Source organism: Desulfurobacterium atlanticum (assembly GCF_900188395.1).
Taxonomy (GTDB): Bacteria; Aquificota; Aquificia; order Desulfurobacteriales; family Desulfurobacteriaceae; genus Desulfurobacterium_A; species Desulfurobacterium_A atlanticum.
The window spans coordinates 59,586-86,511 of record NZ_FZOB01000006.1 but is presented as its reverse complement, the minus strand read 5'-3'; the positions used below and the strand labels follow the sequence as shown (position 1 = coordinate 86,511).

The window sequence follows — 26,926 nt, the reverse complement described above, 5'->3', positions numbered from 1 at the left end:
TGTGATGAGAAAAGTTTTTGTATTAAGTTTCTTTTTAATGTTTTTAATGAATTTAAACACTTTTGCCTATATAGATCCCTTCTTAAATCCTGTAAAGCTAAGAGAAATTTCAGAATGGAAAAGGAAACAATTACAGAAGAAAAAGCCGGAAAAAGTAACTGTAATTGAAAAACCAAGAGTTTTTAGACTTAAGTCACCACCCTTAGAGAAGCTAATTTTTGAAGGGGTTATAGGAGATGGAAACTCTTTAAAAGCAGTTGCTGTGGACCCTCAAACAGGTAAAGTATATATCTTTTCTTCTGGAGATCCTGTTGATGTTAACGCAAAAATTTTAAAGATAGAGCCTGCGAAGTTAGTTTTAAAAATTTATAAAAAAGTTGGCAAAAAACTGGTTTCCGATATTATGGAGATTAATTTCAATACGGGGGAAGTAAAATGAGGAAATTGATAAATACATTAACCATTTTAACAGTTCTGGCATCTCCTTCTTTTGCTGCGAAGATTACCGATATTAACCTTTTAAACATAAATGGCAAGCTCAGATTGGTTCTTAAAACTGATGGTAATTGTCAGGTTAAAGAGAAAAAAAACGAAGGTTCTTATAACTTTTTTCTTGAAGGTTGTATTGCTGATAAGAGAAAAGTTTATGGTTATAGAGATGATCTGATAAAGATAATAGATATTGTTCCTTTAGAAAATGGTACTGAAGTGAAGATAGTTCCGGTTAATAAAATTAATGTTTCATATACTGTTTTTCCAAAAGCTACAACTTTTGTTATTGCTTCACCTACGTTTGCAATGTTTAAAACTTATGAAACACACGATAGTTTTATTATTGATACCGGTACAAATGTTCCCTTCAAGTTTAAAAAAAGTGGGAGGCAGATTGTATTCTCTTCTGATACTGCAGTTCTTAAAGAAAGTGAGAAATTGTTAAATTCCCGTTTTGTTGATAAGATAAAAACCTATTCAACAGGAAAGAAATCTTACATTGTTGTTCTCCTTAAAAAAGATTTTCCTGTTCAAGTGCTTAATAGAGGAAGTAAATATGAGATTAAATTTTTATCACCATCTCAGAAAAAAGTTGCAGATGGGGTTCAAGGAAAAATAATTAATGAAAATATAGAAACCAAGAAAATAAAGCTTGATTTTACCAATGCGGATGTAAGGACAGTTGTAAGGGCTATAGCAGATATTGTTGGTTTAAATGTTGTTTTTGACCCTGAAGTGAAAGGAACAGTTTTTATAAGATTTCTTACTCCAGTTAGCTGGGAAGAAGCTTTGAAAGCAGTGGTTGAGCCTCTTGGTTTCACTTACATAAAGAAAAAAGACTATATACGTATAGCTTCAAAACAGAAAATTCTTGAAGAATTGGCTACAGAACCGATTCATACATATATTGTTCCCCTTAACTATGCTTATGCACAAGAGGTGGCAAAAATTATAGAAAAATACCTTAATGCTGAGGAGAAGAAAGGAAAAAAATTGAATACAAGAGAACTTGTGGAAGTGGATGAAAGGACAAACAGTCTTATTCTGAAAGTTACTAAATCTCACTATGAAAAAATTATGGAGATAATAAAGCATACTGATAAAATGACCAGACAGGTTTCTATAGAGGCAAAAATAGTGCTTGTAGATACAAGTTTAGAAAAACAGCTTGGTGTAAACTGGAGTCTTGCAGCCTGGGGTTCAGGTTCAAATCTTTATAAGGCGGGAAGTTTTCAGGCTAATGATGCTGTTACGATTCCTGGAGTTGCTACAGGTTCTATTGGCAATGCTGCCACAATGCCGTCCCAACCCTACACTCTTGCTGTTGGAATTTTGAAGAAGGATCAAAGTTTAAGGGCTGAGCTTGCTATTAAAGCATCTGAGCTAACAGGTAATGGTAAGCTTGTGTCTCAACCAAAAGTTGTGACTCTTGACAATAAAGAAGCTACTATAGAGCAGGGTATGGAGATTCCATATAAAGTGATAGATGAAAATGGAAACATTTCTACTGAATTTAAAAAGGCTTCTCTTATTCTAAAGGTTAAACCTCATGTTACAAATGATAATAAAATAATGCTTGACCTTGAAATTAAGAAAGATAAGCCAAATTATGATTATGTTGCCATAACAGGAAATACTGAACCGGCCATTGATACAAGAAATGTTAAGACTCAGATTATGGTTAACAATGGAGATACCCTTGTAATAGGTGGTATTTATGAGCAGGAAAAGTCAAAAAGTAAAGCTGGAGTTCCGTTACTTTCTAAAATACCCCTTCTTGGCTGGTTGTTTAAAAATGAAGTTGTGAAGAACAGTAACTCTCAGCTTCTTATATTTATCACACCTAAAGTTATTTCATCTGAAGGAAGTGGAGGCGAGGGATGAGAAAGTTTTTAATAAAAATTGTAAGCTTTTTTATGTTTCTTTTTATGACAAACAGTGTGTATGCTGCATATACGTTAAATGTAGGTTCTTCTGGTGCAAGTATAGATGTTAATTTTGGGAATGTTGCCACTGCTGTAGAGAAAAGCTATGAAGTAGTTTACCTGAAAAATACCGGAAGTGATAATTTTTCTATTTCAAATATTCTTGAGGTTAAAGAATCGCCTTTTTATATACAGGATATTATCCATATAGATTCTCAAGGGAATGCTGCAAGAGTTGATTTTAACTCTGATACCGGGCAGGTAAATAATCCAATTTTAGTTCAACCGGGAGAGCAACTTGAAGTGGTTGTGGGATTCCCCGAACAGTATGTTGAAACAGGGACTTATTCTACTTCGTTTGAGCTTATAACAACAAACTCTACAGAAACGTTTGCAACTATAAACTGCTCTGCCACGGTTGTTTCAGGAAGTGCGTCTCTTTCTGTTCCTGCGTCTGTTGACTTTGGAAATCTTATTGTGGGAGATATAAATCAGGAATCGTTTTTCATCGTTAATAACGGAACAACAAGTTTAACGATAACAGGCTTTAATACTGATGAACTTGCAGAGAAAGGGGTTTCCATTACCACTATATATCAGGATAGTGTTTCAGGTTTTGTAGATGCTAATGCTCCAATTACTCTGCTACCAGGTGATAAGTTGACAGTTGCTCTTCAATATACTCCTGTGAACTCTGGAACAGTTGTTATTCCTTTTGAGATTTTTATAAATAGTCAGGATTTAAGTAAAAAAACTATTCTACTAAATGCGAATGTTAGCGATAGGACTTACAGTTTAAAGGTTAATACTACGAGCATAGACTTAGGGGACATGGAGATAGGAGAGCTTAAAGAGGGAGCGTTTATAATCACCAACAATGGAACGGCTGACATAACATTAACGGGAGTAAACAGTGACGAACTTGCCAATAGAGGAGTTACATTAAAGACGGGTGTAGCTGGGGTTACATTAGCACCTGGTGAGGAACTGACTGTTCAGTTTAGCTATACAGCGAAAGATTTAGGAAATGTGAGCATTCCTATAAACATTTACACCAGTGTATCTCAGTTTCCGATGGTATCTGTAACGTTAAATGCGAATGTTAGCGATAGGACTTACAGTTTAAAGGTTAATACTACGAGCATAGACTTAGGGGACATGGAGATAGGAGAGCTTAAAGAGGGAGCGTTTATAATCACCAACAATGGAACGGCTGACATAACATTAACGGGAGTAAACAGTGACGAACTTGCCAATAGAGGAGTTACATTAAAGACGGGTGTAGCTGGGGTTACATTAGCACCTGGTGAGGAACTGACTGTTCAGTTTAGCTATACAGCGAAAGATTTAGGAAATGTGAGCATTCCTATAAACATTTACACCAGTGTATCTCAGTTTCCGATGGTATCTGTAACGTTAAATGCGAATGTTGCATTTTCACCATCTTCTATTACAGTTTCCACTACAAAAATAGATTTTGGAAATGTTACTGTAGGTGAAGTTAAAGAAGAGATAATTTATGTTGAGAATAATGGAACATCCTCAATCTTAATTTTCTTGAATTCTAACGAGCTTGCTTCTAAGGGAGTGAATATTGTAGCGTATAACTTGTACACTGGGGAAGAAATTGCTTTTCCTGCTCTCCTTTCTTCTGAGGATGCTTTAATATTGAAGATTGAGTTTACTCCCGTGGTTTCCGGTTTATTTAATGAAACTATGAAGATTTTCACAAATAATCAAACGTTATCTGTTATACCTGTTGATTTAAAAGCTAATGTTGTTGATGTAACACAAACCATTGTCAGTACTAATAGTACAACTTCAGCTACAAATACAGGTACTACAGGTGCTACGACTACAACTATGACAACTACTTCGGATAATACAACCAACGAAACGGTAACAACGGAAGATATTCCAGAATCTGGAGGCTCCTGCTCAATTTCACCTTCAGGGACTGTTGGATTTGATTTATTGCTTCCATTTGTGACTTTAGGATTTATCTACTTTAGAAAGAAAGAGAATAGATGACAGGATTTCTTTTTGTAGATAAGCCTTCGGGTATTACCTCCTTTGATGCTGTGAGGCATATCCGAAGGCTTTTGCCTTCTAAAGTGAAAGTTGGCCATACTGGAACTCTTGATCCTCTCGCTACCGGTCTTCTTATTATTGCTGTTGGGAAGGCTACCCGTTTTGGTGAGTACCTTTTAAAGCTTGACAAGTGTTATGAGGTGGTAGGGAAATTTGGGTTTTCAAGTGATACTTATGATATAGATGGAAATGTTAAGGAAGTTCCGACAAAAAATCTAAATGAAAAGGAGCTTCTTTCCATAATAAAGAAATTCAAGGGAAAGATAAAACAGACGCCCCCCTCTTTTTCGGCTGTTAGAATTAAAGGAAAGAGGGCTTACGAACTTGCAAGAAGTGGAGAGGAGGTTTCTCTTCCTTCAAGAGTTGTTGAAATTTACAATATTGATATTTTGGATTTTTCATTTCCAGAATTTGCTCTAAAGGTTTGTTGCTCTTCAGGTACATATATAAGGTCTCTTGTACATGATATCGGTATAGCGGCAGGGACAGATGCTGTTGTTACTGCTTTAAGGAGAGTTTCTGTTGATAATATATCTGTGGAGGAAGCTGTACCTTTAAATGATTTAACCAGGGAAAACATAAAAACTTATTTAAAACCTATACAGGATGTTTTACCATTTGACAAACTTGTTTTGAAAGACACTTGTGCTGTATGGTTTCAAAATGGTAGAAGATTTAATATTCAGTTTCCTGATGGGAAATATGTAGTTGTTGATGAAAACGGAGAGTTTTTAGGTGTTGGTAGTGTTAAAAAAGGTATATTATTTCCGGAGAAGGTTGTTGTTTTTTAGAAATTTTTCAAATTCAGAAGAATCTATTACAACGGTTTTTTCATTTTTGTAAATTACGTATCCTGATGGTGTTCCCGGTGGTTTTTTGAGATACTTTGCAGGTGTGTAGTCAATTTTTATTTTGCCAGAGTTTTTTCCTTTACTGAAAAAAGCTGCTGCAGATGCTGCAAATTTTATATCTGCTTCAGATGGAGATTCTCCTTTGTCTAACTTTAACAATACATGGGAACCTGGTGTCTCTTTTGCGTGAAACCATATATCCCATGGATTTGATAGTTTTAAAGATATTATTTCATTTTCAACTCTGTTTCTACCTATCAAAAGCTGTTTACCAGAAGGAAGAGTTATTTTATAGGGAAAGTTTTTTTCCTTTTCTTTACTTTTCTCTCTTTGTGTTGTTAAAAGCTTTTCTATTTCCTGGAGTTCTTGAATAGAGTTTAAGGAAAAAACTTTCTCCTTTAGAGCTTCTAAAAATTTTCTCTGTGATAGAAGTTTTTCTCTTTCTGTCTTTTCAAACACAGCTTTGTTTTCAAGTTTTTTTGCTTTTTTAAAAATATCGTTCAGATTTTGCTGGGGAGTTTTTGCAGGGTTAACAGTAATAGTTAAATCATCTTCTGTTTCATAATCTGTAAGTGTTAGTTTATTTACACCCGGTTTTATTTTGTGAAGATTATATTTAAGAAGTTCTCCTGCCTTTTTAAGAATTTTTGCTTTTTGAAGCAGGTTATCGGGATTTTCCATTTTTGATAGTTTTTCATCTATTGTTTTTAATTTTCTTTCTATCAGCTTTACAAGCTTTGATTTCAATGTATCTATCTGCATTTCTATATGAAATTGTTCAGTAAAGTATTGCCATGCGCTTATAAAAGATGGAGAGTCCTTAAATTCTATATATTTGAAATCTTTCAGGCTTTCATATTTAAAAGTTGTTAAAAACTTAGGCTTCTTATTTTCAAAGTAGAGAAAAGCTATGTTTGAATTTTTGTGATTTGTTATAAATTTCTGGTAAGCTTCTTCAAGGGATAGTCCGTTTTTAACATAGAACGCTATCTCTTTACAGTTTAAAGGAGATAAACCTTTTATAAACCTGTAAAGTTTTTTTTCAATTCCCTGAGGTGTAACTTCTCCAAACTTTATTTCTTTAAATTCTTTTTTTTCATTTGGGGGCAAAATGTATTCTTCTCCTATTTTTATATTTCTTACAGTAGATTCCACTTCTTTAAATGTGTATAGAATTTTTTTGCTACTGTCTGTTATGATTACGTTGCTGTGCTTTCCTGTCAGTTCGATTATGAGATTAAACTCTTCTGTTTTTCCAGATACTGAAATTTTTATCAAGTTGAATATGATAACTCTATCTTTATTCAGGGTGCTGACCGATTTTATAAACAGGTTTCTGAATTTTTTAAGGTATGTTTTATCCTGAATTTTTTCTTTTTTTAAAATTATACCGTTTGGGTTTTTTAAAACGAATGTTATCTGTTCATTTCCTGTTTCTACGGAGAAACTGTTGTTTTCCTTAGCATATCCGGTTATTTTCTTTTTTTTAAATAGCTGATTTAATTCCTCTGAAACCTTTTCTATGTAAAGTGCGTCCATTTATGCTCCTTATCTTTTTGTAATTTCCATCTACAAACTTAGCAGCTGTAAGGAGATGATTTCTGGAGAGCTTTATAAATGGATTCTGTAAGCTATTATCCATTTTTACCGCTGTCTTTACTTCTTCTGCCGATAAAGAATGTTTTTCAAGAACTCTTTCATACTCAATATTTGCTTGCTCTTTTGCTTCATAGAGTTTCATCTGAATTCTGCTTTTTGCATTTACTTCGCTATCTCCTGAAGTTTCTACTGATACAAATATAGATTCTGGATAGTCAGAAAGAACTTTGGTTTGCACACCGTCGCTTTGTGTTGATGGCATACATCCGAAAGGTTTAAGGGATAGAGTCATGTGAGCTTTTTTAAATTTAACGTTGTAAATATGTTTTGCCACTTCAAGATGTCCTTCCCCACCTGTTACAAAAGGGTCATAGTAGGGTTTTGCTAATTCCCAAAGCAGTTTCTGGTCTGGCATACTTCTTGGTTTATTGCCTAAGGCTTTACGGAAACTTTCATAAAGACATCTGTAAAAGTCAAGGAGTACTTTCAGCATAAATATTTTTCTGTATCTCTTGAAAGTTTTTCCTTTTACTTTTATCTCAAGTTTTGTTTTTTCTATTTCTGTAAATATCTGGTATTCAATCCATCCTGAGATAGGTTCAACTTTTACTTCCGCTCCTTCTTTTTCAAGCCATCGGTGTATGTTGTAGTTTCCGTCTCCTTCTGTAGTTTGAACCCAGAACTCTCCTATAACATTTACAATAGGTTTTACTTTTGAGTAATCAACATTTACCGTTTCAAACAGCTTTTTTATCTGTTTTAAAGCTTTTATTATGCTTTTAATATCAGGGTTATTTTTTAGAACATTGTAAATCATTTTAGTGCTTTCAGTAAGTATTTTATCGGTTTTTCCCGATTCTATTTCATAGGGTCTTATCTGGTAAGAAATATCTCTTAAAAGGTCAGCAACTATTACAGCTTTCATAAGGTTGTATATCAACTTTTTTGTTATTTTAAACTCACCTTCTGCTGAGAATTTTGTCTGGTTTAAGAGTGTCATTTCAAGACTTTCAAAACCTGCTTCTTTAAGTGCACTTTTATATTCGGTTTCATACATTCCAAATCTGCAGGGGCCGCATGCACCAATTGTTATAAAAAGGTATGTTTTTTCAACGTCTACTCCTTTTTCTTTTTCATTTATGAGGAATTTAAGAAGATTCCCTACGGTAAAGTAGGCAGGGTTGCACATCCCTTTATTACAGAATTCCCTACCTATTTTTAAAGATTCAATGTCAGGTTGTGGAAGATGTTTTGCATTGTAACCAAGATGCTTAACGGCAGCTTCTAATAGTTTATCATGAATCGGTGTAAGTCCACCGAAAATTAAGGTTTTCATAACTTTGTTAAATCTCCCTGATGAGTTTTTCAACCGTTGAAAAAAGGATAACTCCTTCTCTTATTAATTTTATACTGTTTGAGGTAAGAGAGATAATAGTTGATGGGATAGAATTGCATTTCCCTTTTATACAGTAAGAAATAAGGTTTTCAAAGTGTTTTTTACATTCTTCGCAGGTCGTTGCCGGTTTTTCATTTTGTATATTGGCACTTGGAGCAAATACCGGTACGGTTTCTTTTATAAGTTTTCTGAGCTTTTCATGTTTTGGTATTCTTACTGCTATATTATTTCTGTTAAACAACAATTTAAAAGGGGAATTTTCCTCTAAAGGTAAGATTACAGTTAACCTTTCAGGCCAGATTTTATTTAAAAAACCTTCGTATCTGTTTGGGATGATTACTCCGTATTTTCTTATTCGTGAAATTGAATCAAAAAGAACGATTAAAGGTTTTTCAGAGTCCCTTCTTTTTATCTGGTAAACCTTTTTAATAGCATCAATATCAAGAGCGTTTCCTATAAGGCCAAATTGTGTGTCTGTGGGAGAACATATTATTTCACCACCACATATAAGGCATTTTATAGTTTCAAAATCTTTTTCAAAATCAAGTATCTTCATTTTTCATCTCTAAAAGGTGTTTATTGTAAACGAAAATAAGGTCATCTTTATTGCAGTTAAGCTCTTTCGCTATTGCGTTACATTTTGCTTTCAAAATAAAGAATATATCTTTAGAGTTGATATTTTCAAGAGTTTCAATGTTTGCCTGTCCTTTGGATATTATAACGTGGGCTTTATCCCACTCGGTTTTAAACTCATCTGACACGTATTCAAAGTCTATTCCTATAAAATCCCCGCCGGTGGTTATAAGTTTATCCACTATTTCGTCAATTCCGCTTTTTAAAGCATCTTCAATAGTAGCATCGTTTAGAATAGGTCCGCCTCTTACTGCAAAGCTTATTTTCATCCCTTTTTCTTTTAGATATCTAATTAAAAATTTATCAAAAACGATTTCTCCTGCGTTATCTGCAACGTAAAGAATCCATTTTCCTGGAACTATAAATCTTTCAAAAATTTCTTTGTCATAGTATGCAAATTTTTGGGAAAGTATGGTTTCTATCTCGTTTTCAAGGTCAAAGAAGTGGTGGCTTGAGCTGTTTTCTTTTTTCTCATCTCGGGGAACACCAAAGTCTATTACATTACCAACGGCTGCAAGCCTTACAGCCATATCAAGTTTGTCGTATGCTGGATTATAAAACCGCTCTTCAATTTCCATCTCAAGTTTTAATGCAATTTCTGTGTATTTGTCTTTTAGTGGTTTAAAAGGATCGTGAACACCAACTTTTGCTTTAAACATTTTGTGAATGCTGGTTGCGTTGTGTCCAGGTGATTTATCAGGTTCAAGCTTTTCTCCTATCAGTTTGCATGTTTCCTGTAAAATTTTTATGGATAATTCTTTGTCTGCATCTATGAATTTAAGAATGTTATAAACCTGCTTCAGAAAACACGGGATACATTCTGGATAAACTTTCATCGGTTTTCCCTCTAGGCTAAGAGTCCTTAATGTTTTCTTTTCTGGTATAGTTTATCAATGTTCCTATCCTTTCTATTTCTACTTCAACTTTATCTCCGTCTTTTAAAGGTCCAACTCCCGGTGGGGTGCCTGTTATAACAACATCTCCAGGTAGAAGTGTCATTATTTTGGAAATAAAAGAAATAAGTCTGTAAGGAGAAAATATCATGTCGGAAGTGTTTCCTGTCTGTTTTATTTCTCCGTTTACCCTTGTAGTTATATTCAGATTGTTTGGCTCTATTTCTGTATTTATCCACGGTCCGTAGGGAGCAAATGTATCAAACGATTTAGCTCTTGTGTATTGGCCGTCTTTCTTCTGTAAATCTCTTGCGGTTACATCATTAAAGCAGGTATATCCTAAAATATAATTTTTCGCTTCCTCTTCGCTGACATTTTTACATTTTCTGCCTATTACAACAGCAAGTTCTCCTTCGTAGTCAACTCTTTCTGACATTTCCGGGAGAATAATCTTCATTTTGTTTGAGATTACTGCAGTAGACGGTTTCATAAAAAGCAGTGGTTCTTCTGGCAAAGGCTTACCCATTTCTTCTGCATGGGCTTTGTAATTAAGTCCCACGGCAACTATCTTTGAAGGTCTTGTTGGAGGAAGAAATTTTACCTCTTTTATGTTGTAAATTTCGCTTTCATCTGGAGTGGTACTTTCCATAAGCTCTGATACTTTTCTTTCTTTAAGAGGAACTATTTCTCTACCTTTTACTATTGCAAAAAATGCTCGGTTTTCTTTTTTGAACCTTCCTATTTTCAATTCCTATCCTCCTGAAAAAACTTTTACCTATTATACATTAAAATTTCTGTTTTAGCTTTTATAAATTTGAGCCGATAAAAGGTATAATTGCCTTTTGAAAAAATGTTTTAAAGAGGTGGTTGTGCTTTCGGATTGCCTTATAGTTATTCCTGCAAGGATCGGTTCCAAGAGGCTTCCTGGAAAACCATTGCGTAAGCTTCTTGGTAAAACATTGATAGAGTGGGTTTTTGAGGCGGCAAAAAAGGTTACAGATAATGTTGTTGTGGCAACAGATAGTGATGATGTTGTTTCTGTTGTAAAGAAGGCAGGTGGAGAGGCAGTAATAACCTCTTCTTTTCATCAAAGTGGAACTGATAGAGTTGCTGAAGCTGTAAGGCTTATAGGGCAAGAATTTGAATATGTAGTAAATATACAGGGAGATGAACCTTTTGTAGAGGAGGAGCATCTGTTTCCTGTTGTTAAGAGATTGAAGGAAGGAGATAGGTTTTCAACAATTGCTGCTAAATTCTCCAGTTTTGAAGATGTTGAAAATCCTGCCAATGTGAAAGTGGTGCTTGATAGAGACGGTTACGCAATATACTTTTCAAGAAGCATAATTCCTTTTGACAGAGATGGTTTTTTATCTGCTGATAATTATTTAAAACATATAGGGATTTACGGGTTCAGGAAGGATGCCCTTTTTGAGTTTGTTTCCTGGAATGTTGGTTTTCTTGAAAGGGTTGAAAAACTTGAACAGCTGAGAATTCTTGAGCACGGCGAAAAGATAGCTGTTTCTGTAGTTGAGAAATTTGGAATTGGTGTTGATACTGAAGAGGATCTTAAAAAAGCAGAAAAACTGTTAAGGGAGAGGTTAAATGGCTGCTAAATTGATTTTTATTACAGGTGGAGTTCTTTCTTCTATAGGAAAGGGAATAACAGCTTCTTCAATAGGAACGCTTCTTGAAAGCAGGGGATTAAAAGTTACAATTCAAAAGCTTGATCCCTATCTTAACGTTGATGCAGGAACAATGAATCCGTATCAGCATGGAGAGGTTTATGTAACAGATGATGGGGCAGAAACAGACCTTGATCTTGGGCATTATGAAAGATTTACCCACAGTGTTATGGGACGAATAAATAACGTTACTTCTGGTCAGATATATCAGGAGATAATTCAAAAGGAGAGAAGGGGAGAGTTTTTAGGTGCGACGGTTCAGGTTATCCCTCATGTTACTGACAGTATAAAAGAGAAAATAAGAAAAATAGCATCTTCCAATGTTGATGTTGCAATTGTTGAGGTTGGAGGAACGGTAGGAGATATAGAAGGCTTGCCATTTCTTGAAGCGATAAGGCAGGTTGGAATAGAAGTTGGAAAGACAAACGCAATATATGTTCATGTAACTTATGTTCCTTATGTGAAATCCGCGGGAGAACTTAAAACAAAACCTACTCAGCATTCTGTTAAAGAATTGAGAGCAATAGGAATACAGCCGGATATAATTGTTTGCCGTTCAGAAAGGACTATTCCCCAAAGTGTTAAAAGGAAAATAGCCCTTTTTACAAATGTGAAGGAACAGGATGTTGTAAATGCGAAGGATCTTTCTACAATTTATGAGGTTCCTTTACATCTGAAAAAGGAAGGAATTGATGAAATTATACTTGAAAAACTTCAGCTTCCAGCTCAAGAACCTGAACTTAAAGAGTGGAAAGATTTTGTTTCAAGGGTTAAAAAGCCTGAAAACGGAGCTGTTTCAATTGCTATTGTTGGAAAGTATGTGGAGCTTCCTGATGCTTATAAAAGCATTATTGAATCGTTTGTTCACGCAGGTGCAAGCAACAATGTTAAAGTTGATATTAAATGGGTAAATGCTGATTTACTTAATGAAGATTCTCCGGAAAACTTTTTAAATGATGTTGATGGTATTCTTGTTCCCGGCGGATTTGGTGAAAGAGGAGTTGAGGGGAAAATAAAGGCTGTTAAGTATGCCAGAGAAATGGGAATACCGTTCTTTGGTATATGTCTTGGAATGCAATGTGCGGTTATAGAATTTGCCAGAAACGTTGCAGGGTTAAAAGATGCTCACAGTGCTGAGTTTAATCCGGAGACTCCTTACCCTGTAATAGACCTTATGGAATCTCAAAAAGGAGTTACAGAAAAAGGCGGAACTATGCGGCTTGGGGCGTATCCATGTGTTTTAAAGGAAGGAACAAACAGTTTTAAAGCCTACGGAGAAAAGGAGATTTCTGAGAGACACCGTCACAGGTATGAGTTTAATAACAATTTTAGAGAAGAGCTTGAGAAAGCTGGACTTGTTATAGCAGGGGTTTCTCCTGATAATTCTCTTGTTGAGATAGTTGAAGTTAAAGAGCATCCGTGGTTTGTAGGTGTTCAGTTTCATCCTGAATTTAAATCCCGTCCGTGGAAACCTCATCCGCTGTTTGTTGATTTTGTTGCTGCGGCTGTAAGGAGAAGAGATGGAAATACCTGATACTTTTAGTCTTCTACTAAAAGATATTGTGTCTTTAATTGCTATTGTTGATCCTATAGCTGCTGCTGTTATTCTGGTTTCAATTGTTCCACCGGAAACGCCAAAAAAAGTTATTGACGGTATTTCTCTAAGGAGTAGTACTCTTTTATTTGTAGCTTCCCTTGTTACGCTGTTTTTTGGAAACGCTATTTTTAGTTTCTTCGGTATAAATATAGATTCTATAAAGGTAATGGGTGGTATTATTTTGCTCATATTTGCAATTCATACAGTAAACGGAAATATCTCTGCTGGAACAAAGCAGACAGAAGAAGAGATAAATGAGGCAGCTCTTAAGGATGATATAGCTATAGTTCCCCTTGGTATTCCTATTCTTTTTGGGCCCGGAGTGATGGTTACCATAATAATATTGAAGGAGCGAGTTTACTCACTGTTTTCTCTTGCAGCACTTCTTGTTGCAATAGCTATTGTTTCTTTTATCACATATTTAACACTTAAGAATTCCCGTATTTTGATTAAAAGACTTGGGATTACCGGAACAAAAATAATTACCAGAATTATGGGTTTGATAGTTGGTGCTATAGCTTCACAGTTCATAATTTCTGGAGTTAAAGCTTTGTGGCTGAGATTTTAAGGTGGATTTATGAAGGTTGAGATCGTTTCAGGCAAATGTTTGACAACTATCGGAATAGGTGGAGATTTTACCGTATTTTTTCCTGAAACATTTGATGAGGTAGTGCAGATTTTAAGCAACGAAAATGCTTATGTTATAGGTGGTGGAAGTAATCTCGTTCTTCCTGATGATGGGAAAAAGTTCAATTTAGTAAGTTTTTCAAATTTGAAAAGGATCAAAATTGGAAACGATACGCTTTTATGTGAGGCTGGAGTTAAGATTTCAGAGATAATTAATTTGCAGCTTAAAAGGAAATTTTCCCTTTTTGAATTTTTAGCTGGAGTGCCGGATGTTACAGTAGGTGGTGCTGTTGCTCAAAATGCCGGAGCTTTTGGTAGAGAAACGGTAGAGTTTTTAAAGGCTGTTAGATACATTGATTTAGAAGGCAATCTTCACTATTTAACGGATTTCTTTTCTTTTGGATACAGAAAATCTCCTTTCCCTGACAGGGGTGTAATCTGGGAGGCTGAGTTTTTTATCAGGGAAGAGAAAAAAATTAAAGAAATTGTGAAAGAGTTTGTAATAAATCGGTTGAAAAAACATCCTCCTTTTTATCTTAAAACTGCAGGTTCCACATTTAAAAATCCGGAAAAAGTTTCGGCAGGATATCTTATAGATAAAGCCGGTTTGAAAGGATTTTCGGTTGGTGGATTAAAGGTTTCAGAAATTCACGCCAACTTTATTATAAATTTTGCTAATGGAACGTTTTCCGATTTTTGCAGGATTGTTGATACTATTAGAGAAAAAGTGTTTAAAATTTTTGGTGTTGAGCTTGAGCTTGAAGTAAAAGTTCCTGGTTTTACCTTTTAGAGGAGGATTGATATGAGAAAACTGATGTTATGTTTGCTGTTTTTTCTTGGTTTAACCGTGTCTTCAAGTGCTGGAATATGGGAAGATAAATGTGCTGACTGTCATGGTCTTATAGCTCCATCTAAGGAACAGCTTCTTAATAAGTTTAAAACTCCAGAAGAGCTTGCCTTAAAAGCTAAAGAGCTATCGGATAAAAAGATAATGCCCCGATTTGATTTTGACTTGGCTGCAAAAGAGTTATTTGATGAGGTTTCAGAAAATATTTCTCCTGCTTCTCTCAACGGAACTCAAAATTTAAATTTTTCTCTTCTTCCTTCGTATCCACCTATTCCATCTGATAACTCCCAGACAACTGCTAAAGTGATTCTTGGAAAGATGCTTTATTTTGAGTCAAGATTGTCAAGAAGCAATACTATTTCGTGCAATACCTGCCATAATATAGCTTCAGGCGGTGATGATAATCATCAAGTCGCTATAGGTTATGGATGGAGAAAGGATATCAGGAATACTCCTACGGTGTTTAATGTAGGTTATCTTAAAGTTTTTGGCTGGACTGGAAAAGCAACATCTCTTGAAGATATGGTGAAAATGAATATTCAGGACCCTGTTAAGATGAATGGAGTAGAAGATAGAATTGTTGGGAAAATTAAAAGCGTTCCGGAGTATATTTCTCTTTTTAGAAAAGCATTTCCAGATGAAGGAGACCCTATAAATCTTGAAAATATTTCTAAAGCTATTGCTGCTTATTTAAGGACATTAAATACATTCGGTTCCAAATTTGATAGGTTTCTTTCAGGAGATACTCTTGCTCTTTCTGATGAAGCGAAAATTGGAATGAATCTTTTTATAGAAAAGGGATGTGTTAAGTGCCATTATGGGGCGATGCTTACAGATGAGAAGTTTCATAAGTTTACGATAGATAATGATCCTGGGAGATTTGAAGTTACTGGAAATGAAACGGATAAAGGCTTTTTCAGAACTGCTCCGCTTAAGAATGTTGCTTTGACTGCTCCCTATTTTCATAACGGTTCTGTTTTACGCCTTGACCTTGCGGTTAAGATTATGGCTGACAGAATGTTAAATGAAGAGTTGTCTGATGTTGAAGCATGGAGAATAAAAGTTTTTCTTGAAACCCTTACTGCTTTTCCTTCTGTTGATGCAAGAGTTATGCCTGTTTTACCGCAGCAGGATGATTGATGGAGGTTTAAATGATTGTCATTGCAGGTCCCTGTGTTATAGAGAACAGAGATGTTGTGTTTGAAGTAGCTGAAGTTATCTTGCGTCTTCAGGAAAGATTTAAAGAGCATAAGTTTATCTTTAAAGCATCTTTTGACAAAGCTAATAGAAGCTCTATTCACTCTTTCAGAGGACCCGGTCTTGAAAAGGGACTGGAAATTCTTGCAGAGGTAAAGAGTAAATTTTCTCTTCCGGTTTTAACCGATATTCACGAATCGTGGCAGGCTGAACCTGCCGGTAAGGTAGTTGATTTTATTCAGATACCGGCGTTTTTATGCAGGCAGACAGACCTTCTTATTGCTGCTGCAAAAACCGGGAAGCCTGTTAATGTTAAGAAAGGGCAGTTTATGGCTCCGTGGGACATGGGAAACGTTGTTGAGAAGTTGAAAGAATCTGGGGCGTCTGAAATAATGCTGACAGAGCGGGGAACAACTTTTGGTTATAACAATCTTGTTGTAGATTTCAGAAGTATTCCGATTATGAAGTCTTTTGGTGTTCCTGTAATTTTTGATGCTACCCATTCGGTTCAAAAGCCAGGAGGTCTTGGAAAAGCGTCCGGAGGGGATAGAGAGTTTGTTCCGTATCTTTCAAGGGCTGCTGTTGCTGTTGGTGTTGATGGTCTCTTTTTTGAAACCCATCCATTTCCAGAGAAAGCTCTTTCTGATGGTCCGAATATGATACCCCTTAAACAGTTTCCGGATCTTATTGAGGAACTTTTACAGCTTGAGGATTTTCTAAATGGGAAACATGGAAAAGGTTAAAAAGAAAGTGAATATTGATAAGATTGTTGAGATTCTTGAGAAGGAATCAAAAGGGTGGGATGTTCCGGTTGTTAGCCTTATGTCCCGTCAGGATAAAGATCCTTTTAAAATACTTATTTCAACTATTTTAAGTTTAAGAACAAAGGATGAAGTAACCGCAAAAGCTTCTGAACGGTTGTTTAATGTTGCTGATAATCCTTATGATATGTTGAAACTGTCAGAAAAAGAGATAGAAAAGCTTATATACCCTGTAGGGTTTTACAGAAATAAAGCCAGAACGATAAAAGAGATATGTAAAAAACTTGTTGAAAAATATGATGGAAAAGTTCCCGATACTCTTGATGAGCTTTTAAAACTTAAAGGTGTTGGCAGAAAAACTGCCAATCTTGTTGTTACTCTCGGTTATGATAAACCGGGAATCTGTGTTGATACTCATGTTCACAGGATTATGAACAGAATGGGATATGTGAATACGAAAACTCCTGAAGAAACAGAGTTTGCCTTAAGAAAAAAACTTCCGAAAAAATACTGGAAAGAGATAAATGAGCTTCTTGTGGCTCTTGGCCAGCATATCTGTCATCCAACATCTCCAAAGTGCAGTATCTGTCCGATTAAAGATTACTGTAACAGGATAGGGGTTGTAAGGAGCAGATAGTTCAATACGGAGGAGTTTATGGCTTTAGCTTTGTTTACTGACCTTTATGAGCTTACGATGATGTGTGCCTATCTTGACAACGGACGGAAAGAACGGGCTTCTTTTGAACTTTTTACAAGAGTTTTGCCTGAAAAGAGAAATTATCTTATTTATGCTGGACTTGAGGATGTTGTTAAATATCTTGAAGAGTTCAGATTTACAAAGGATGATGTGGATTACCTGCACTCTTTGAAGTTATTTCCTGATTGGTTTCTTGATTTTTTAAAAGAATTTAAATTTACAGGGAATCTTTACAGTATGAAAGAAGGAACTCCTTTTTTTCCTCATGAACCTGTTTTAAGACTTGAAGCTCCCATCTATGAGGCTCAACTTTTTGAAACAGCAATTTTAAATATGACCCACATAAGTACACTTGTGGCATCAAAAGCTGCAAGGGTTTATTCAGTGTCAAGGGGAAAGATTCTTTCGGACTTTTCTTTAAGGCGCACTCACGGAAAAGATGCAGGTATGAAAGCTGCAAGAAGCACCTATATAGCGGGATTTTCTTCAACTTCCAATGTGCTTGCAGGTAAAGTTTACGGTATTCCTGTTGTTGGCACCGTTGCTCACTCTTTCATTATGAGCTTTGAAACGGAAGAGAAAGCTTTCAGAGCTTATCTTAAAACGTTTCCCGATAGAGCGGTGCTTCTTGTGGATACTTACGACACTGTAAAAGGTGTTGAAAAGGCGATAGAAGTTGCGAAAGATCTGTTGAAAGGTGGATATACTCTTAAGGGTGTAAGGCTTGATAGTGGTGATATTTTGACTCTTTCAAGGTTAACAAGAGAGATGCTTGATAAGAACGGATTCAGGGAAACTAAAATTATAGTAAGCGGTGGGGTGGATGAGTATAAGGTAGATGAACTTCTTTCCAAGGGTGCTCCTGTTGATATTTTTGGAGTGGGAACAAAAGTGGGAACATCTTCAGACTCACCTTTTGTTGATTTTGTTTATAAGTTGGTGGAGCTTGGAGAAAAACCTGTAATGAAAACAAGCAGCGGAAAAAAGATGTATCCTGGTAGAAAACAGGTTTATAGATTTGATGGCTTTGATAAGGTTACCCTTTTTGAAGAAAAATCTTCGGGATTACCGCTTCTTGAACCGATTTTCATTTCAGGTGAAAGGGTTAAAAAACTGCCTTCTCTCTCCGAAATAAAAGAGTATTTCCTTGAAGAGTTTACAAAACTTCCTGAAGAGATAAAAAATATTTATGAGAAAAGGATTTACAGGGTTGAAATTTCTGACCGTTTAAAAGCTCTTTATGAGAAGACTAAAGAAGAGATAGAGGAAAAGGAATGGATGTAAGGAAGATAACGATAGATGGGCCTGCAGGAGCAGGCAAAAGCACCGTTGCTAAAATCCTTGCCAGAAAGCTTGGATTCTTACACCTTGATTCAGGTGCTGTTTATAGGGCTATAGGTTACGGCGCGAAAGAGGCAGGAGTGGATGTTGATGATGAATCAGCAGTTAGCGAGTTTGCTAAAACTGTGAATGTGGATATTGATAATGGCAGAGTGTTTCTTAATGGCAAAGATATAACTGAAAAAATAAGAACTCCTGAAGGAGGCGTTCTTGCTTCAAAAGTTGCAAGATTTCCTGAAGTAAGAGAAAAGGTAATTGAGATTTTAAGAGAAATAGCTAAGGATAAGAAAGTGATAACCGATGGTAGAGATGCTGGAACAAATATATTTCCCGATGCGGATGTTAAAATCTTTCTTACTGCGTCCTGTGAAGAAAGGGCAAAGAGACGTTATGAAGAGCTTAAAAAGAAGGGATTTAACATTAGTTATGATGAAATTTTGAAAGAAATTACTTCAAGGGATAATCAGGATAAAAATAGAAAAGTTGCTCCCTTAACTGTTCCAGAAGGTGCTGTGGTTATAGACACTACAGGCAAATCTGTGGATGAGGTAGTAGCAGAAATAGAAAAAGTAGTGAGTCAAAAAAAATGACTCTTAAATCTTTATCAGACAGTGTATTCTACATTCCTTCACCTTCAAACATAGGTGTTGTTAAATGTAACGGTAATAAAGTTGCCCTTATAGATTCAGGTCTTGATGCTTCAACGGGAAAGAACTTGTTAAAACTTTTAAGAAAATATGAACTTTTCCCTGTGGCGGTTATAAATACTCACTTTCACTCAGACCATTGCGGTGGAAACAGATTTTTAAAAGAGAAGGCGGATGTAAAAATATACGCTTCAAAAGTTGCATCTGTTGTTATAGAACATCCTTTTATAAACAGTTATTCCCTTTTTTGTGGTGTTTTGCCTGTGGATACTCTCAGAAATAAATTTGTAATGGCAGAACCTGCTAAAGTGGATATTGTTATTGATGAAGAGGGTGAAATAGCAATAGCAGATAAAAGATTTAATGTAATTCCTCTTCCTGGCCATGCTCCTGGACATGTTGGTGTTGCTGTTGATGGTGTTCTTTTTTGTGGTGATGCTTTTCTTTCTGAAAGAGTTCTTTCAAAAGTTAAAATCCCTTTTAATGTTCATATAGGTGAACAGAAAAGAACCCTTGAAAAGCTTCTAAATTTGGATTTTAAAGTTTTTCTTCCCTCACACGGAGGGCCTGTTGAAAATATTGCTGAAATTGTAAAAATAAATAAAAAAGCCATTCTAAAAGTAGAAAATGCTGTAATTGAATCTCTTGAAAAAGAAGAAAAAACAACCGAGACTATAATGTCGGATGTATGTGCTGCTTTGAATTTAACAATAAAAGACAGCTATCACTACTTTTTGATAAGAGCGGCTATCCATGCTTATCTTTCCTATTTGAGCAGTCTTGGAGAGATATATTTTAAAGTGTCTAACAACTCTTTAATTTGGGCCTTAAATAAGCGATAAACCTGATATTTTTGTTTTTTAATACTTGCAAGCCATTGAAAAGCAAGTATCTTTTCCTAATTTTAAATTAAAATAAAAGGAAAAAGGAGGGAAGGATGAAAAGAGTGCTGCGTTCTCTGCTTGTAGCAGCAACCGTTTCTGCTGCTTTAACTGGGGGAGCTGCTAAGGCTTCGGTTCGTGTTGTGGAAACTTCAAAAGAGAGTCAGGCCTGTATAGACTGTCATAAGAAACATACCCTTTCAATTGTAAAGCAGTGGAAAAGTAGCGGACATGCGGATGCTGGAGTTGGATGTTTTGAGTGTCACAAAGCGAAAAAAACTGATCCGGATGCAATGAAACATCACGGTTTTATAGTTTCTGCCATTGTTTCCCCAAAAGATTGTGGTCAGTGCCATCCTAAAGAGACAAAGGAGTTTACAAACTCCTATCATGCACAGGGTGGAAAATTTGTTTACAGTGCTAAAAATGTTCTTGGTATGGTTATTACTGGAATGCCAAACAACTATTTCGGATGTGCCGGATGTCACGGTGCAAAGGTTGAAATCGGTAAAGATGGGAAGCCTCTTGCAGGTACATGGCCTAATAACGGTATAGGAAGGTTTAATCCAGATGGGAGTGTTGGTTCGTGTGCTGCGTGTCACTATTCTCATTCTTTCAGTCTTGCACAGGCAAGAGATCCTAAAACATGTGGAAAGTGCCATCAGGGTCCTGACCATCCCGATATAGAAATCTATGAGCTTTCAAAACACGGTATAGCGTGGGAATACCACCATAAAGATATGGAGAAGGTTTTAGAGAGGAGAGATATTAAGGCTGGAGAGGATTACTATCAAGCTCCTGCATGTTTCACATGTCACATGGGTAGCACATCTACAGGGGTTAAAGGTTCTCATGATGTTGGTATGAAAAGTAGCTGGAACATAAGAGGTCCTATTTCTAAGAGGACGGAAAATTGGCAGAAAAAACGTGAGCTTATGAAGAAGACCTGTATGGCGTGTCATACCAAGAAATATGTTGATAACTACTTCAAGGTTTACGATGAATATATCAAGATGTACAACGAGAAATTTGCTATACCTGCTAAAGATGTGATGACATTTATGTATAACCATGGTGTACTTGATAAAACTCCGTTTAATGAATCTCTTGAATGGGATTACTGGCATCTCTGGCATCATGAAGGAAGAAGGGCAAGGCACGGTGCTGCTATGATGGGAGCTGATTACTCCCACTGGCAGGGTATCTATCTTGTAGCTTACAACTTCTACTTTAAGCTTCTACCTGAAGCTGATAAACTTATAGAAAGAAAATTCAAAGAAGGAAAGATTGATAAAGCTACGGTTGAAGCATGGAAAAAGTTGAAGAAGGAGATACTTAGCAGAAAAGAGCACAAATGGATTAACTCCTCTTTTGAAGAGATTAAGAAAATGGAAAAGGAAAATCTAAAGACTTTTATGGAGGCGGTAAACAAGTAAGGGTTAATTTTGAGGGGGATAACTGATGAAAAAGACAATGTTTTTATTGTTGGTAGGTGCTGGCATTGGTGTGGTTTTTTCGCTTGTTACAGCCCAGCAGGTAAAAAATACCTCAAAAGCTTCTTTTTGTGCCTCCTGTCATGAAATGAAACCAATGTATGAAACATGGCTTGCAGGTCCCCACGGGCCACTTGGAAATGATGCTGGTGCTGTTAGGGCTACCTGTGTGGATTGCCATTTAAAACATAGTAATGTTGTTGTCTATCTTTTTGATAAAACCCGGGCAGCTTTAAAAGATGTTTATGGTCATTATTTTAAGAAAAAAGAGATTTCCTCTCTTGATTTCTGGCTGGAAAAGCTTGATGCAAGGGAAAGATATACTTATGAAGAAAATTGTAGAGGTTGCCACAAAGTTCTTCCAGATAATGTTAAACACAAAGAATATGAAGAAGGAAAGACAGAAGAGTCCTGTCTTGATTGTCACCACTATGTGGGGCACGGTTTTTACTTTAAAGAGGATTTAAAGTCATTTTTTGAAACTGGTGCTATAGAGCGTCTCAAGTATGGAACTGGAGATGGTATGGAAAGGAAATATGAACATGAAGAGAAGGAGTACGGTGAAAAGCATGAGTATGAAGAGCATGAAAAAGATGATTGAGAAAATATTTTAGTAATATTATAAGGGGGGAAGCCCCCATTTTTTTATTGCTTACTTTTCAGTTGTAAATCTTTCTCAGTTTTTTAGTTTATCTTAAACTAATTTCATTATTGAATTCTGTAGATTATTAGGTAGAATAATAAAAATAAACGAAAGATAGGGAGGTTTTCATGGACAGAAGAGATTTTATAATCAAAGGTGCGTTGGGGGGAGCCGGTCTTCTCATTTCAGGAGTTACCGGAAAAGTTTTTGCTTCATCAAAGGGTTCAAAAAAGCCGCCGTATCCTTACAAACCTATAGATCCTGCAATGATAGAAAAAAAGGCTTATGACTATTACTTTAAAGGCCATTGTGCTTACGGTGTTTTTGCTTCTATTCTGGATACCTTAAAAGAATCTGTAGGTGGCCCTTATGTTGGTATTCCGGGGGAATTACTTGAGTATGGTAGAGGTGGAATTAACGGCTGGGGAACAATCTGCGGAGCTTTAAACGGTGCAGCGGCAATTATTCATCTTTGCTGTAGAGATTGGAAAACGGTTGTAGATGCTCTTTATAAGTGGCATAATGAAACACCGCTACCTATATATAATCCTGAAAATCCAAGGAAGTATAAAGGTGCGTTAGGCTCAAGCATTTCCACTTCACCAATCTGTCATATATCTGTTATGAAGTGGTGTGAAAAGACAGGATTTGCTTACGATAGTAAAGCAAGGTCTGAAAGATGTGCAAGGATAACTGCAGATGTTGCAAAAAAGACAGTAGAGCTTTTAAATGCTTATTACTACGGTAAGCTGAAAGCGAAGACAGTTCCTGGCATTTACAAAACAAAAATGGAATGTACAACCTGCCATAATATGAAAGTTGGTGGATAAATAGAAATCAAGGGGGGATTTCCCCCCCTGTATCTATTCCATGTTTTCCTTAACTTTATTCAACTTTTTCTAATTTTCTTTTTTTAATTTTGACAATTTTAAAGAAATTTTTTAAAATTTTCTTAATTTTTGAATATAAAAACCAAAAAAGGGGGAAGTTATGCCGAAAGATATCAGACAAATTGAAGGTATAGGTAAAAGTTACGCAGAAAAGCTCAAATCAATTGGCATTTCAACCGTTGAAGAGCTTCTTGAGAAAGGGGCTACTTCTAAAGGAAGAGAAGAAATAGCAGAAAAAATAGGGATTTCATCTAAAGTTGTTCTTAAATGGGTGAATAAGGCGGATTTGATGAGAGTTAGAGGAATTGGGGAAGAGTATGCAGATCTTCTTGAAGCTGCCGGGGTTGATACAGTTCCTGAACTTTCCCGAAGAAATCCTGAAAATCTTTATGAAAAAATTGTAGAGGTTAATAAAGAGAAAAAGCTTGTTCGTCAATTGCCAGGGGTAAACAAGGTTGCCAAATGGGTAGAGGAAGCAAAAAAACTTCCTAAAAAAGTAACTTATTAAATTAAACTTTAGATGAAAGGGAGGATATCCTCCCTCTTGTTTGAATTTAGAAACTTATACCAGCTTCAAGGTATGGCCCTTTTATTGTTATATCTGAAGAAATATCTTCTATATCATCAATTTTAAGTTTTTCATATCTATAACCAGCGCCAATGAACATGAGCGGAATAGGAGAGTATCTTATTTCAGCTTTTGCATCAAAAAACTGACTTCCACCGTAGCCTATCCATTTGATATCTGCATTTGTGGAAACAGGACCGATTCCGAATCCTCCCTCAAGAAATCCCATGGGCACTGGAACCTGAAAATCTGTTGAAGCTTCCTGTGTAGCTGTTTTAACACAGGCATAGCCATCAATATATTTTACTGTAAGACCAAAGTTTACATGAGTGGTTCCAAGGGTCGCAAGTCCTAAAAACGGTACTCCCCAGTAAATAGTCAGGTCATACTGGTCCATTCTTAATTCACTGTCTATGTTTGAACTTGCTGTAAAAGTTTGTCCTCCAAATGTGAAGGTTTTTGTTATTGTTCCAGAGCCTGAAAAGTCAAACTTTGTAGCTTCAACTTTAAGGTTAGGTATCAGAGGAATGGGATGCTCTATTCTTACCCAGCCAAAAGGTTTGGTTTCATCTGCGATTTGCAGGTCATCTTTAATGTCAACATCTGTTCCTTGATAGTTTATCCATCCTGAAGGACTTTGTTTTACCATACCTGCTCCTGCTTCCACTTTAAAAAGTGGAAGGGCGTTTGCACTGACTGCCGAAAGGGCTACCAGAGTTAATGCTGCTAAAATCTTTCTCATGTTCTACCTCCTCATAAGTTTTATGTTCCCACATCCCAGGAATTAAGGTACTCAATTTGTTCTGGTGTAAGTTTATCTATTTCTATTCCCATAGCTTTAAGTTTTAGCTCTGCAACTTTATTGTCAATATGTCCTGGTACAACATAAACATTAGGTTTTAGATTTTTCCCTTCCTTCACAATATATTCAGCTGAAAGAGCTTGATTTGCAAAGCTCATATCCATTACAGATGCCGGATGTCCTTCTGCTGCAGCAAGGTTAACAAGTCTCCCTTCGCCTAAGAGGTAAATTCTTCTTCCATCTTCCATAACATATTCATCCACAAAATCTCTTACCCTTCTTTTTTTAACTGCCATTTCTTCAAGGGCTGCAACATCTATTTCCACATTAAAATGGCCAGAGTTGGAAACTATAGCTCCGTCTTTCATAAGGTTAAAGTGTTCTTCCCTTATTACGTGGATGTTCCCGGTAACAGTGCAGAATATATCTCCAATTTTCGCAGCTTCACTCATCGGCATTACTCTGAAACCGTCCATTCTTGCTTCAATAGCTTTTATAGGGTCAACTTCTGTAACTATTACTTCGGCTCCCATACCTGCTGCTCTCATTGCAAGCCCCTTTCCACACCATCCATATCCTGCTACAACAAACACAGAGCCTGCAAGAAGCCTGTTCGTGGCTCTTAATATTCCGTCAATAGTTGATTGTCCCGTTCCATATCTGTTGTCAAAAAGGTGTTTTGTAAGAGCTTCATTAACAGCTATTACAGGATATTTTAGAACTCCATCTTTTGCCATAGCTTTCAGTCTTATGACACCTGTTGTTGTTTCCTCTGTTCCGCCTATCACTTTTTCTACAAGTTCAGGATATTCTTTATGAAGAGTTGATATAAGGTCAGCTCCATCATCCATTGTTATGTCAGGTTCTTTTGAAAGGACGGTTTTTATATGTTCGTAGTAAGTTTTTTCATCTTCACCTTTTATGGCAAATACTGGAATATCGTAGTGTTTTACAAGAGCAGCTGCTACATCATCTTGAGTTGACAAAGGATTGCACGCACAAAGGTAAACTTCCGCTCCTCCATCTTTTAGCGTTCTTACAAGGTTTGCTGTTTCGGTTGTTACATGAAGACAGACACCAAGTTTTATCCCTTTTAAAGGTTGTTCTTTTAAGAATCTTTCCTTTATCTCTTTTCTTAAAACGGGCATGTCCATTTCTGCCCATTCAATTCTGTCTTTTCCCTTATCGGCAAGAGATAAATCTTTTACGTGATAATCCATATTTATCCTCCTATTTTTTCATCTTTAAGTTCTTCAATAACTTCTCTTAATTTGTCAATAAACACTATGTTTTCTTTCATCGTTCCTATGGTTACTCTTATACAGGTTGGGAATCCGTATCCGTCCATTGCTCTGACAATAACACCTTTGTGAAGTAAACGTTTAAACACTTCTCTTGTAGGAAAACCGGTATCAACAAGAATAAAATTTGCAAATGTAGGAACATACTTAAGGCCCAGTTTTTCAAACTCTTTGTAAAGATACTTTTTCCCTTCTTCGTTTACAACTTGAGACTGTTTTATAAACATTTTGTCTTCAAGAGCTGCAACACCTGCAACCTGTGCCGGTCTTGTTACGTTGAAAGGTTGTCTGATTCTGTTCATGTCTGCAATTATCTCTTCGTTTGCAACTGCGTATCCCAGTCTAAGACCGGCAAGACCGTATATTTTGGAAAATGTTCTTGTTACAAGCATGTTTTTTTCATAAATATACTCTACACCGTTTTCAATATCAAAACCTGCCCCTACAGCATATTCGTAGTATGCTTCATCAAGAACAAGAAGAACATCATCTGGGAACTCTTTTAAAAATTCCTCAAACTCCTTTTTAGAGAAAGCTGTACCTGTTGGGTTGTTTGGGTTTGCAAGAAAGACAACAGCGGTTTTATCATCTATTGCATCAAGGTGAGCTTTTAAATCCATATAGTAGTTATCTTTTACTTTGACAACTTTATGTTCTGCTCCTGCAAGCTGGACAACTATAGGGTAAACTGCGAAAGATTTTTCACTATAGACTGCGTTAACTCCAGGGCGAAGATAGGCTCTTGAAATAATATCAAGTGCTTCGTTTGAGCCAAGTCCTACAAATATGTTTTCCGGTTTAACATTAAGGTGCTTTGCAAGTGCGTTTTTTAAATAGTAGGAGTTGCCATCAGGATATCTGTGAAGGTTTTTTAAATCTTCAATTATTGCCTGGACACCTTTTGGTGATGGGCCGAGGGGATTTTCGTTTGAAGCAAGTTTAACGATATTTTTGATTCCAAGCTCTTTTTCAAGTTCTTCTATCGGTTTTCCCGGTTCGTAAACGTGAACCTGTTTTATGTGTTCAGGTAGCTTAAACATACCTCTCTCCTGTGTTTTATATTTTAAAGAAA

Annotated in this window: 26 protein-coding genes; 18 read left to right on the top strand and 8 right to left on the bottom strand. The window is 36.1% G+C overall.

Translation table 11 applies throughout. From position 1 onward, the window contains the following. The first annotated feature begins 4 nt into the window (after positions 1 to 4). From CHB58_RS05545 to truB, 4 genes are read left to right on the top strand one after another with little or no spacing between them, the layout of a single operon-like run. On the top strand, positions 5 to 439 hold the full coding sequence (locus CHB58_RS05545) for a hypothetical protein (protein ID WP_143341001.1): 435 nt from the start codon (positions 5 to 7) through the stop codon (positions 437 to 439). Continuing rightward, entirely contained in the window at positions 436 to 2,376 is a 1,941-nt protein-coding gene (pilQ, locus tag CHB58_RS05540) for a type IV pilus secretin PilQ (RefSeq protein ID WP_089323113.1), read from the top strand. The genes CHB58_RS05545 and pilQ overlap by 4 nt, the downstream gene beginning before the upstream one ends. Beyond that, positions 2,373 to 4,448 (top strand): choice-of-anchor D domain-containing protein, encoded by a 2,076-nt coding sequence (locus CHB58_RS05535; RefSeq protein ID WP_089323112.1) that lies wholly within the window; start codon positions 2,373 to 2,375, stop codon positions 4,446 to 4,448. The genes pilQ and CHB58_RS05535 overlap by 4 nt, the downstream gene beginning before the upstream one ends. Next, the gene (gene truB / locus CHB58_RS05530; protein ID WP_089323111.1) at positions 4,445 to 5,299 is read left to right on the top strand and encodes a tRNA pseudouridine(55) synthase TruB; all 855 of its coding nucleotides are present in this window, start codon (positions 4,445 to 4,447) and stop codon (positions 5,297 to 5,299) included. The genes CHB58_RS05535 and truB overlap by 4 nt, the downstream gene beginning before the upstream one ends. On the opposite strand, the gene CHB58_RS05525 is transcribed toward truB, so the two are convergent. Genes CHB58_RS05525 through CHB58_RS05505 form a run of 5 tightly spaced genes read right to left on the bottom strand, consistent with a single transcriptional unit; the run spans position 5,270 to position 10,628 of the window. Then, positions 5,270 to 6,898, bottom strand: coding sequence for an NFACT RNA binding domain-containing protein (locus CHB58_RS05525; protein ID WP_089323110.1), 1,629 nt, complete (start codon positions 6,896 to 6,898; stop codon positions 5,270 to 5,272). The genes truB and CHB58_RS05525 overlap by 30 nt on opposite strands. Continuing rightward, the gene (locus CHB58_RS05520) at positions 6,846 to 8,294 is read right to left on the bottom strand and encodes a hypothetical protein (protein ID WP_180706445.1); all 1,449 of its coding nucleotides are present in this window, start codon (positions 8,292 to 8,294) and stop codon (positions 6,846 to 6,848) included. The genes CHB58_RS05525 and CHB58_RS05520 overlap by 53 nt, the downstream gene beginning before the upstream one ends. Positions 8,295 to 8,301: 7 nt before the next feature. Next, positions 8,302 to 8,910 (bottom strand): L-threonylcarbamoyladenylate synthase, encoded by a 609-nt coding sequence (locus CHB58_RS05515; RefSeq protein WP_089323109.1) that lies wholly within the window; start codon positions 8,908 to 8,910, stop codon positions 8,302 to 8,304. After that, the gene (locus CHB58_RS05510; protein ID WP_089323108.1) at positions 8,897 to 9,823 is read right to left on the bottom strand and encodes a damage-control phosphatase ARMT1 family protein; all 927 of its coding nucleotides are present in this window, start codon (positions 9,821 to 9,823) and stop codon (positions 8,897 to 8,899) included. Before CHB58_RS05510 ends, CHB58_RS05515 begins: the two co-directional genes overlap by 14 nt. 16 nt (positions 9,824 to 9,839) lie before the next feature. After that, positions 9,840 to 10,628, bottom strand: coding sequence for a fumarylacetoacetate hydrolase family protein (locus CHB58_RS05505; RefSeq protein WP_180706444.1), 789 nt, complete (start codon positions 10,626 to 10,628; stop codon positions 9,840 to 9,842). 121 nt (positions 10,629 to 10,749) lie between these two features. Here CHB58_RS05505 and kdsB point away from each other — a divergent pair, with 121 nt between their 5' ends. The 14 genes from kdsB to CHB58_RS05435 all read left to right on the top strand — a co-directional run bounded on the left by kdsB (position 10,750) and on the right by CHB58_RS05435 (position 23,691). Beyond that, a complete protein-coding gene (gene kdsB / locus CHB58_RS05500; protein ID WP_089323107.1) occupies positions 10,750 to 11,493 on the top strand; it encodes a 3-deoxy-manno-octulosonate cytidylyltransferase in 744 nt (247 codons plus the stop codon). Continuing rightward, positions 11,483 to 13,096 carry a CTP synthase gene (gene pyrG, locus CHB58_RS05495; RefSeq protein ID WP_089323106.1) on the top strand — a complete coding sequence of 538 codons (1,614 nt, stop codon included), beginning with the start codon at positions 11,483 to 11,485 and terminating at the stop codon, positions 13,094 to 13,096. The genes kdsB and pyrG overlap by 11 nt, the downstream gene beginning before the upstream one ends. After that, positions 13,083 to 13,727, top strand: a complete 645-nt coding sequence (locus tag CHB58_RS05490; RefSeq protein WP_089323105.1) for a MarC family protein — start codon at positions 13,083 to 13,085, stop codon at positions 13,725 to 13,727. Before pyrG ends, CHB58_RS05490 begins: the two co-directional genes overlap by 14 nt. Positions 13,728 to 13,736: 9 nt before the next feature. After that, positions 13,737 to 14,576: a UDP-N-acetylmuramate dehydrogenase gene (gene murB / locus CHB58_RS05485; protein ID WP_089323104.1), complete on the top strand. Its 840-nt coding sequence runs from the start codon at positions 13,737 to 13,739 to the stop codon at positions 14,574 to 14,576. Between the two features lie 12 nt (positions 14,577 to 14,588). Continuing rightward, on the top strand, positions 14,589 to 15,773 hold the full coding sequence (locus tag CHB58_RS05480; RefSeq protein ID WP_089323103.1) for a cytochrome-c peroxidase: 1,185 nt from the start codon (positions 14,589 to 14,591) through the stop codon (positions 15,771 to 15,773). 11 nt (positions 15,774 to 15,784) lie between these two features. Next, positions 15,785 to 16,573, top strand: a complete 789-nt coding sequence (kdsA, locus tag CHB58_RS05475) for a 3-deoxy-8-phosphooctulonate synthase (RefSeq protein WP_089323102.1) — start codon at positions 15,785 to 15,787, stop codon at positions 16,571 to 16,573. After that, the gene (locus CHB58_RS05470; protein WP_245807345.1) at positions 16,551 to 17,228 is read left to right on the top strand and encodes an endonuclease III domain-containing protein; all 678 of its coding nucleotides are present in this window, start codon (positions 16,551 to 16,553) and stop codon (positions 17,226 to 17,228) included. The genes kdsA and CHB58_RS05470 overlap by 23 nt, the downstream gene beginning before the upstream one ends. 18 nt (positions 17,229 to 17,246) lie before the next feature. Continuing rightward, positions 17,247 to 18,572, top strand: a complete 1,326-nt coding sequence (locus CHB58_RS05465) for a nicotinate phosphoribosyltransferase (RefSeq protein ID WP_089323101.1) — start codon at positions 17,247 to 17,249, stop codon at positions 18,570 to 18,572. Then, positions 18,563 to 19,219 (top strand): (d)CMP kinase, encoded by a 657-nt coding sequence (cmk, locus tag CHB58_RS05460; RefSeq protein WP_089323100.1) that lies wholly within the window; start codon positions 18,563 to 18,565, stop codon positions 19,217 to 19,219. The genes CHB58_RS05465 and cmk overlap by 10 nt, the downstream gene beginning before the upstream one ends. Then, positions 19,216 to 20,118: an MBL fold metallo-hydrolase gene (locus CHB58_RS05455; protein WP_089323099.1), complete on the top strand. Its 903-nt coding sequence runs from the start codon at positions 19,216 to 19,218 to the stop codon at positions 20,116 to 20,118. The genes cmk and CHB58_RS05455 overlap by 4 nt, the downstream gene beginning before the upstream one ends. 95 nt (positions 20,119 to 20,213) lie before the next feature. After that, a complete protein-coding gene (locus tag CHB58_RS05450) occupies positions 20,214 to 21,593 on the top strand; it encodes a multiheme c-type cytochrome (protein ID WP_089323098.1) in 1,380 nt (459 codons plus the stop codon). A gap of 25 nt (positions 21,594 to 21,618) precedes the next feature. Further along, complete coding sequence (locus CHB58_RS05445; RefSeq protein WP_089323097.1) at positions 21,619 to 22,251, top strand: cytochrome c3 family protein; 633 nt, start codon at positions 21,619 to 21,621, stop codon at positions 22,249 to 22,251. Between the two features lie 170 nt (positions 22,252 to 22,421). Continuing rightward, entirely contained in the window at positions 22,422 to 23,123 is a 702-nt protein-coding gene (locus tag CHB58_RS05440; RefSeq protein ID WP_089323096.1) for a C-GCAxxG-C-C family (seleno)protein, read from the top strand. A 160-nt stretch (positions 23,124 to 23,283) separates the two neighbouring features. Further along, a complete protein-coding gene (locus CHB58_RS05435; protein ID WP_089323095.1) occupies positions 23,284 to 23,691 on the top strand; it encodes a DUF4332 domain-containing protein in 408 nt (135 codons plus the stop codon). A gap of 46 nt (positions 23,692 to 23,737) precedes the next feature. Here the strand turns inward: CHB58_RS05435 and CHB58_RS05430 are convergent, their stop codons facing one another. Genes CHB58_RS05430 through hisC form a run of 3 tightly spaced genes read right to left on the bottom strand, consistent with a single transcriptional unit; the run spans position 23,738 to position 26,894 of the window. After that, on the bottom strand, positions 23,738 to 24,493 hold the full coding sequence (locus tag CHB58_RS05430) for a TIGR04219 family outer membrane beta-barrel protein (RefSeq protein WP_089323094.1): 756 nt from the start codon (positions 24,491 to 24,493) through the stop codon (positions 23,738 to 23,740). A gap of 20 nt (positions 24,494 to 24,513) precedes the next feature. Next, positions 24,514 to 25,773 carry an adenosylhomocysteinase gene (ahcY, locus tag CHB58_RS05425; protein WP_089323093.1) on the bottom strand — a complete coding sequence of 420 codons (1,260 nt, stop codon included), beginning with the start codon at positions 25,771 to 25,773 and terminating at the stop codon, positions 24,514 to 24,516. A 2-nt stretch (positions 25,774 to 25,775) separates the two neighbouring features. Continuing rightward, entirely contained in the window at positions 25,776 to 26,894 is a 1,119-nt protein-coding gene (hisC, locus tag CHB58_RS05420) for a histidinol-phosphate transaminase (protein ID WP_089323092.1), read from the bottom strand. Between the last annotated feature and the right edge of the window lie 32 nt (positions 26,895 to 26,926).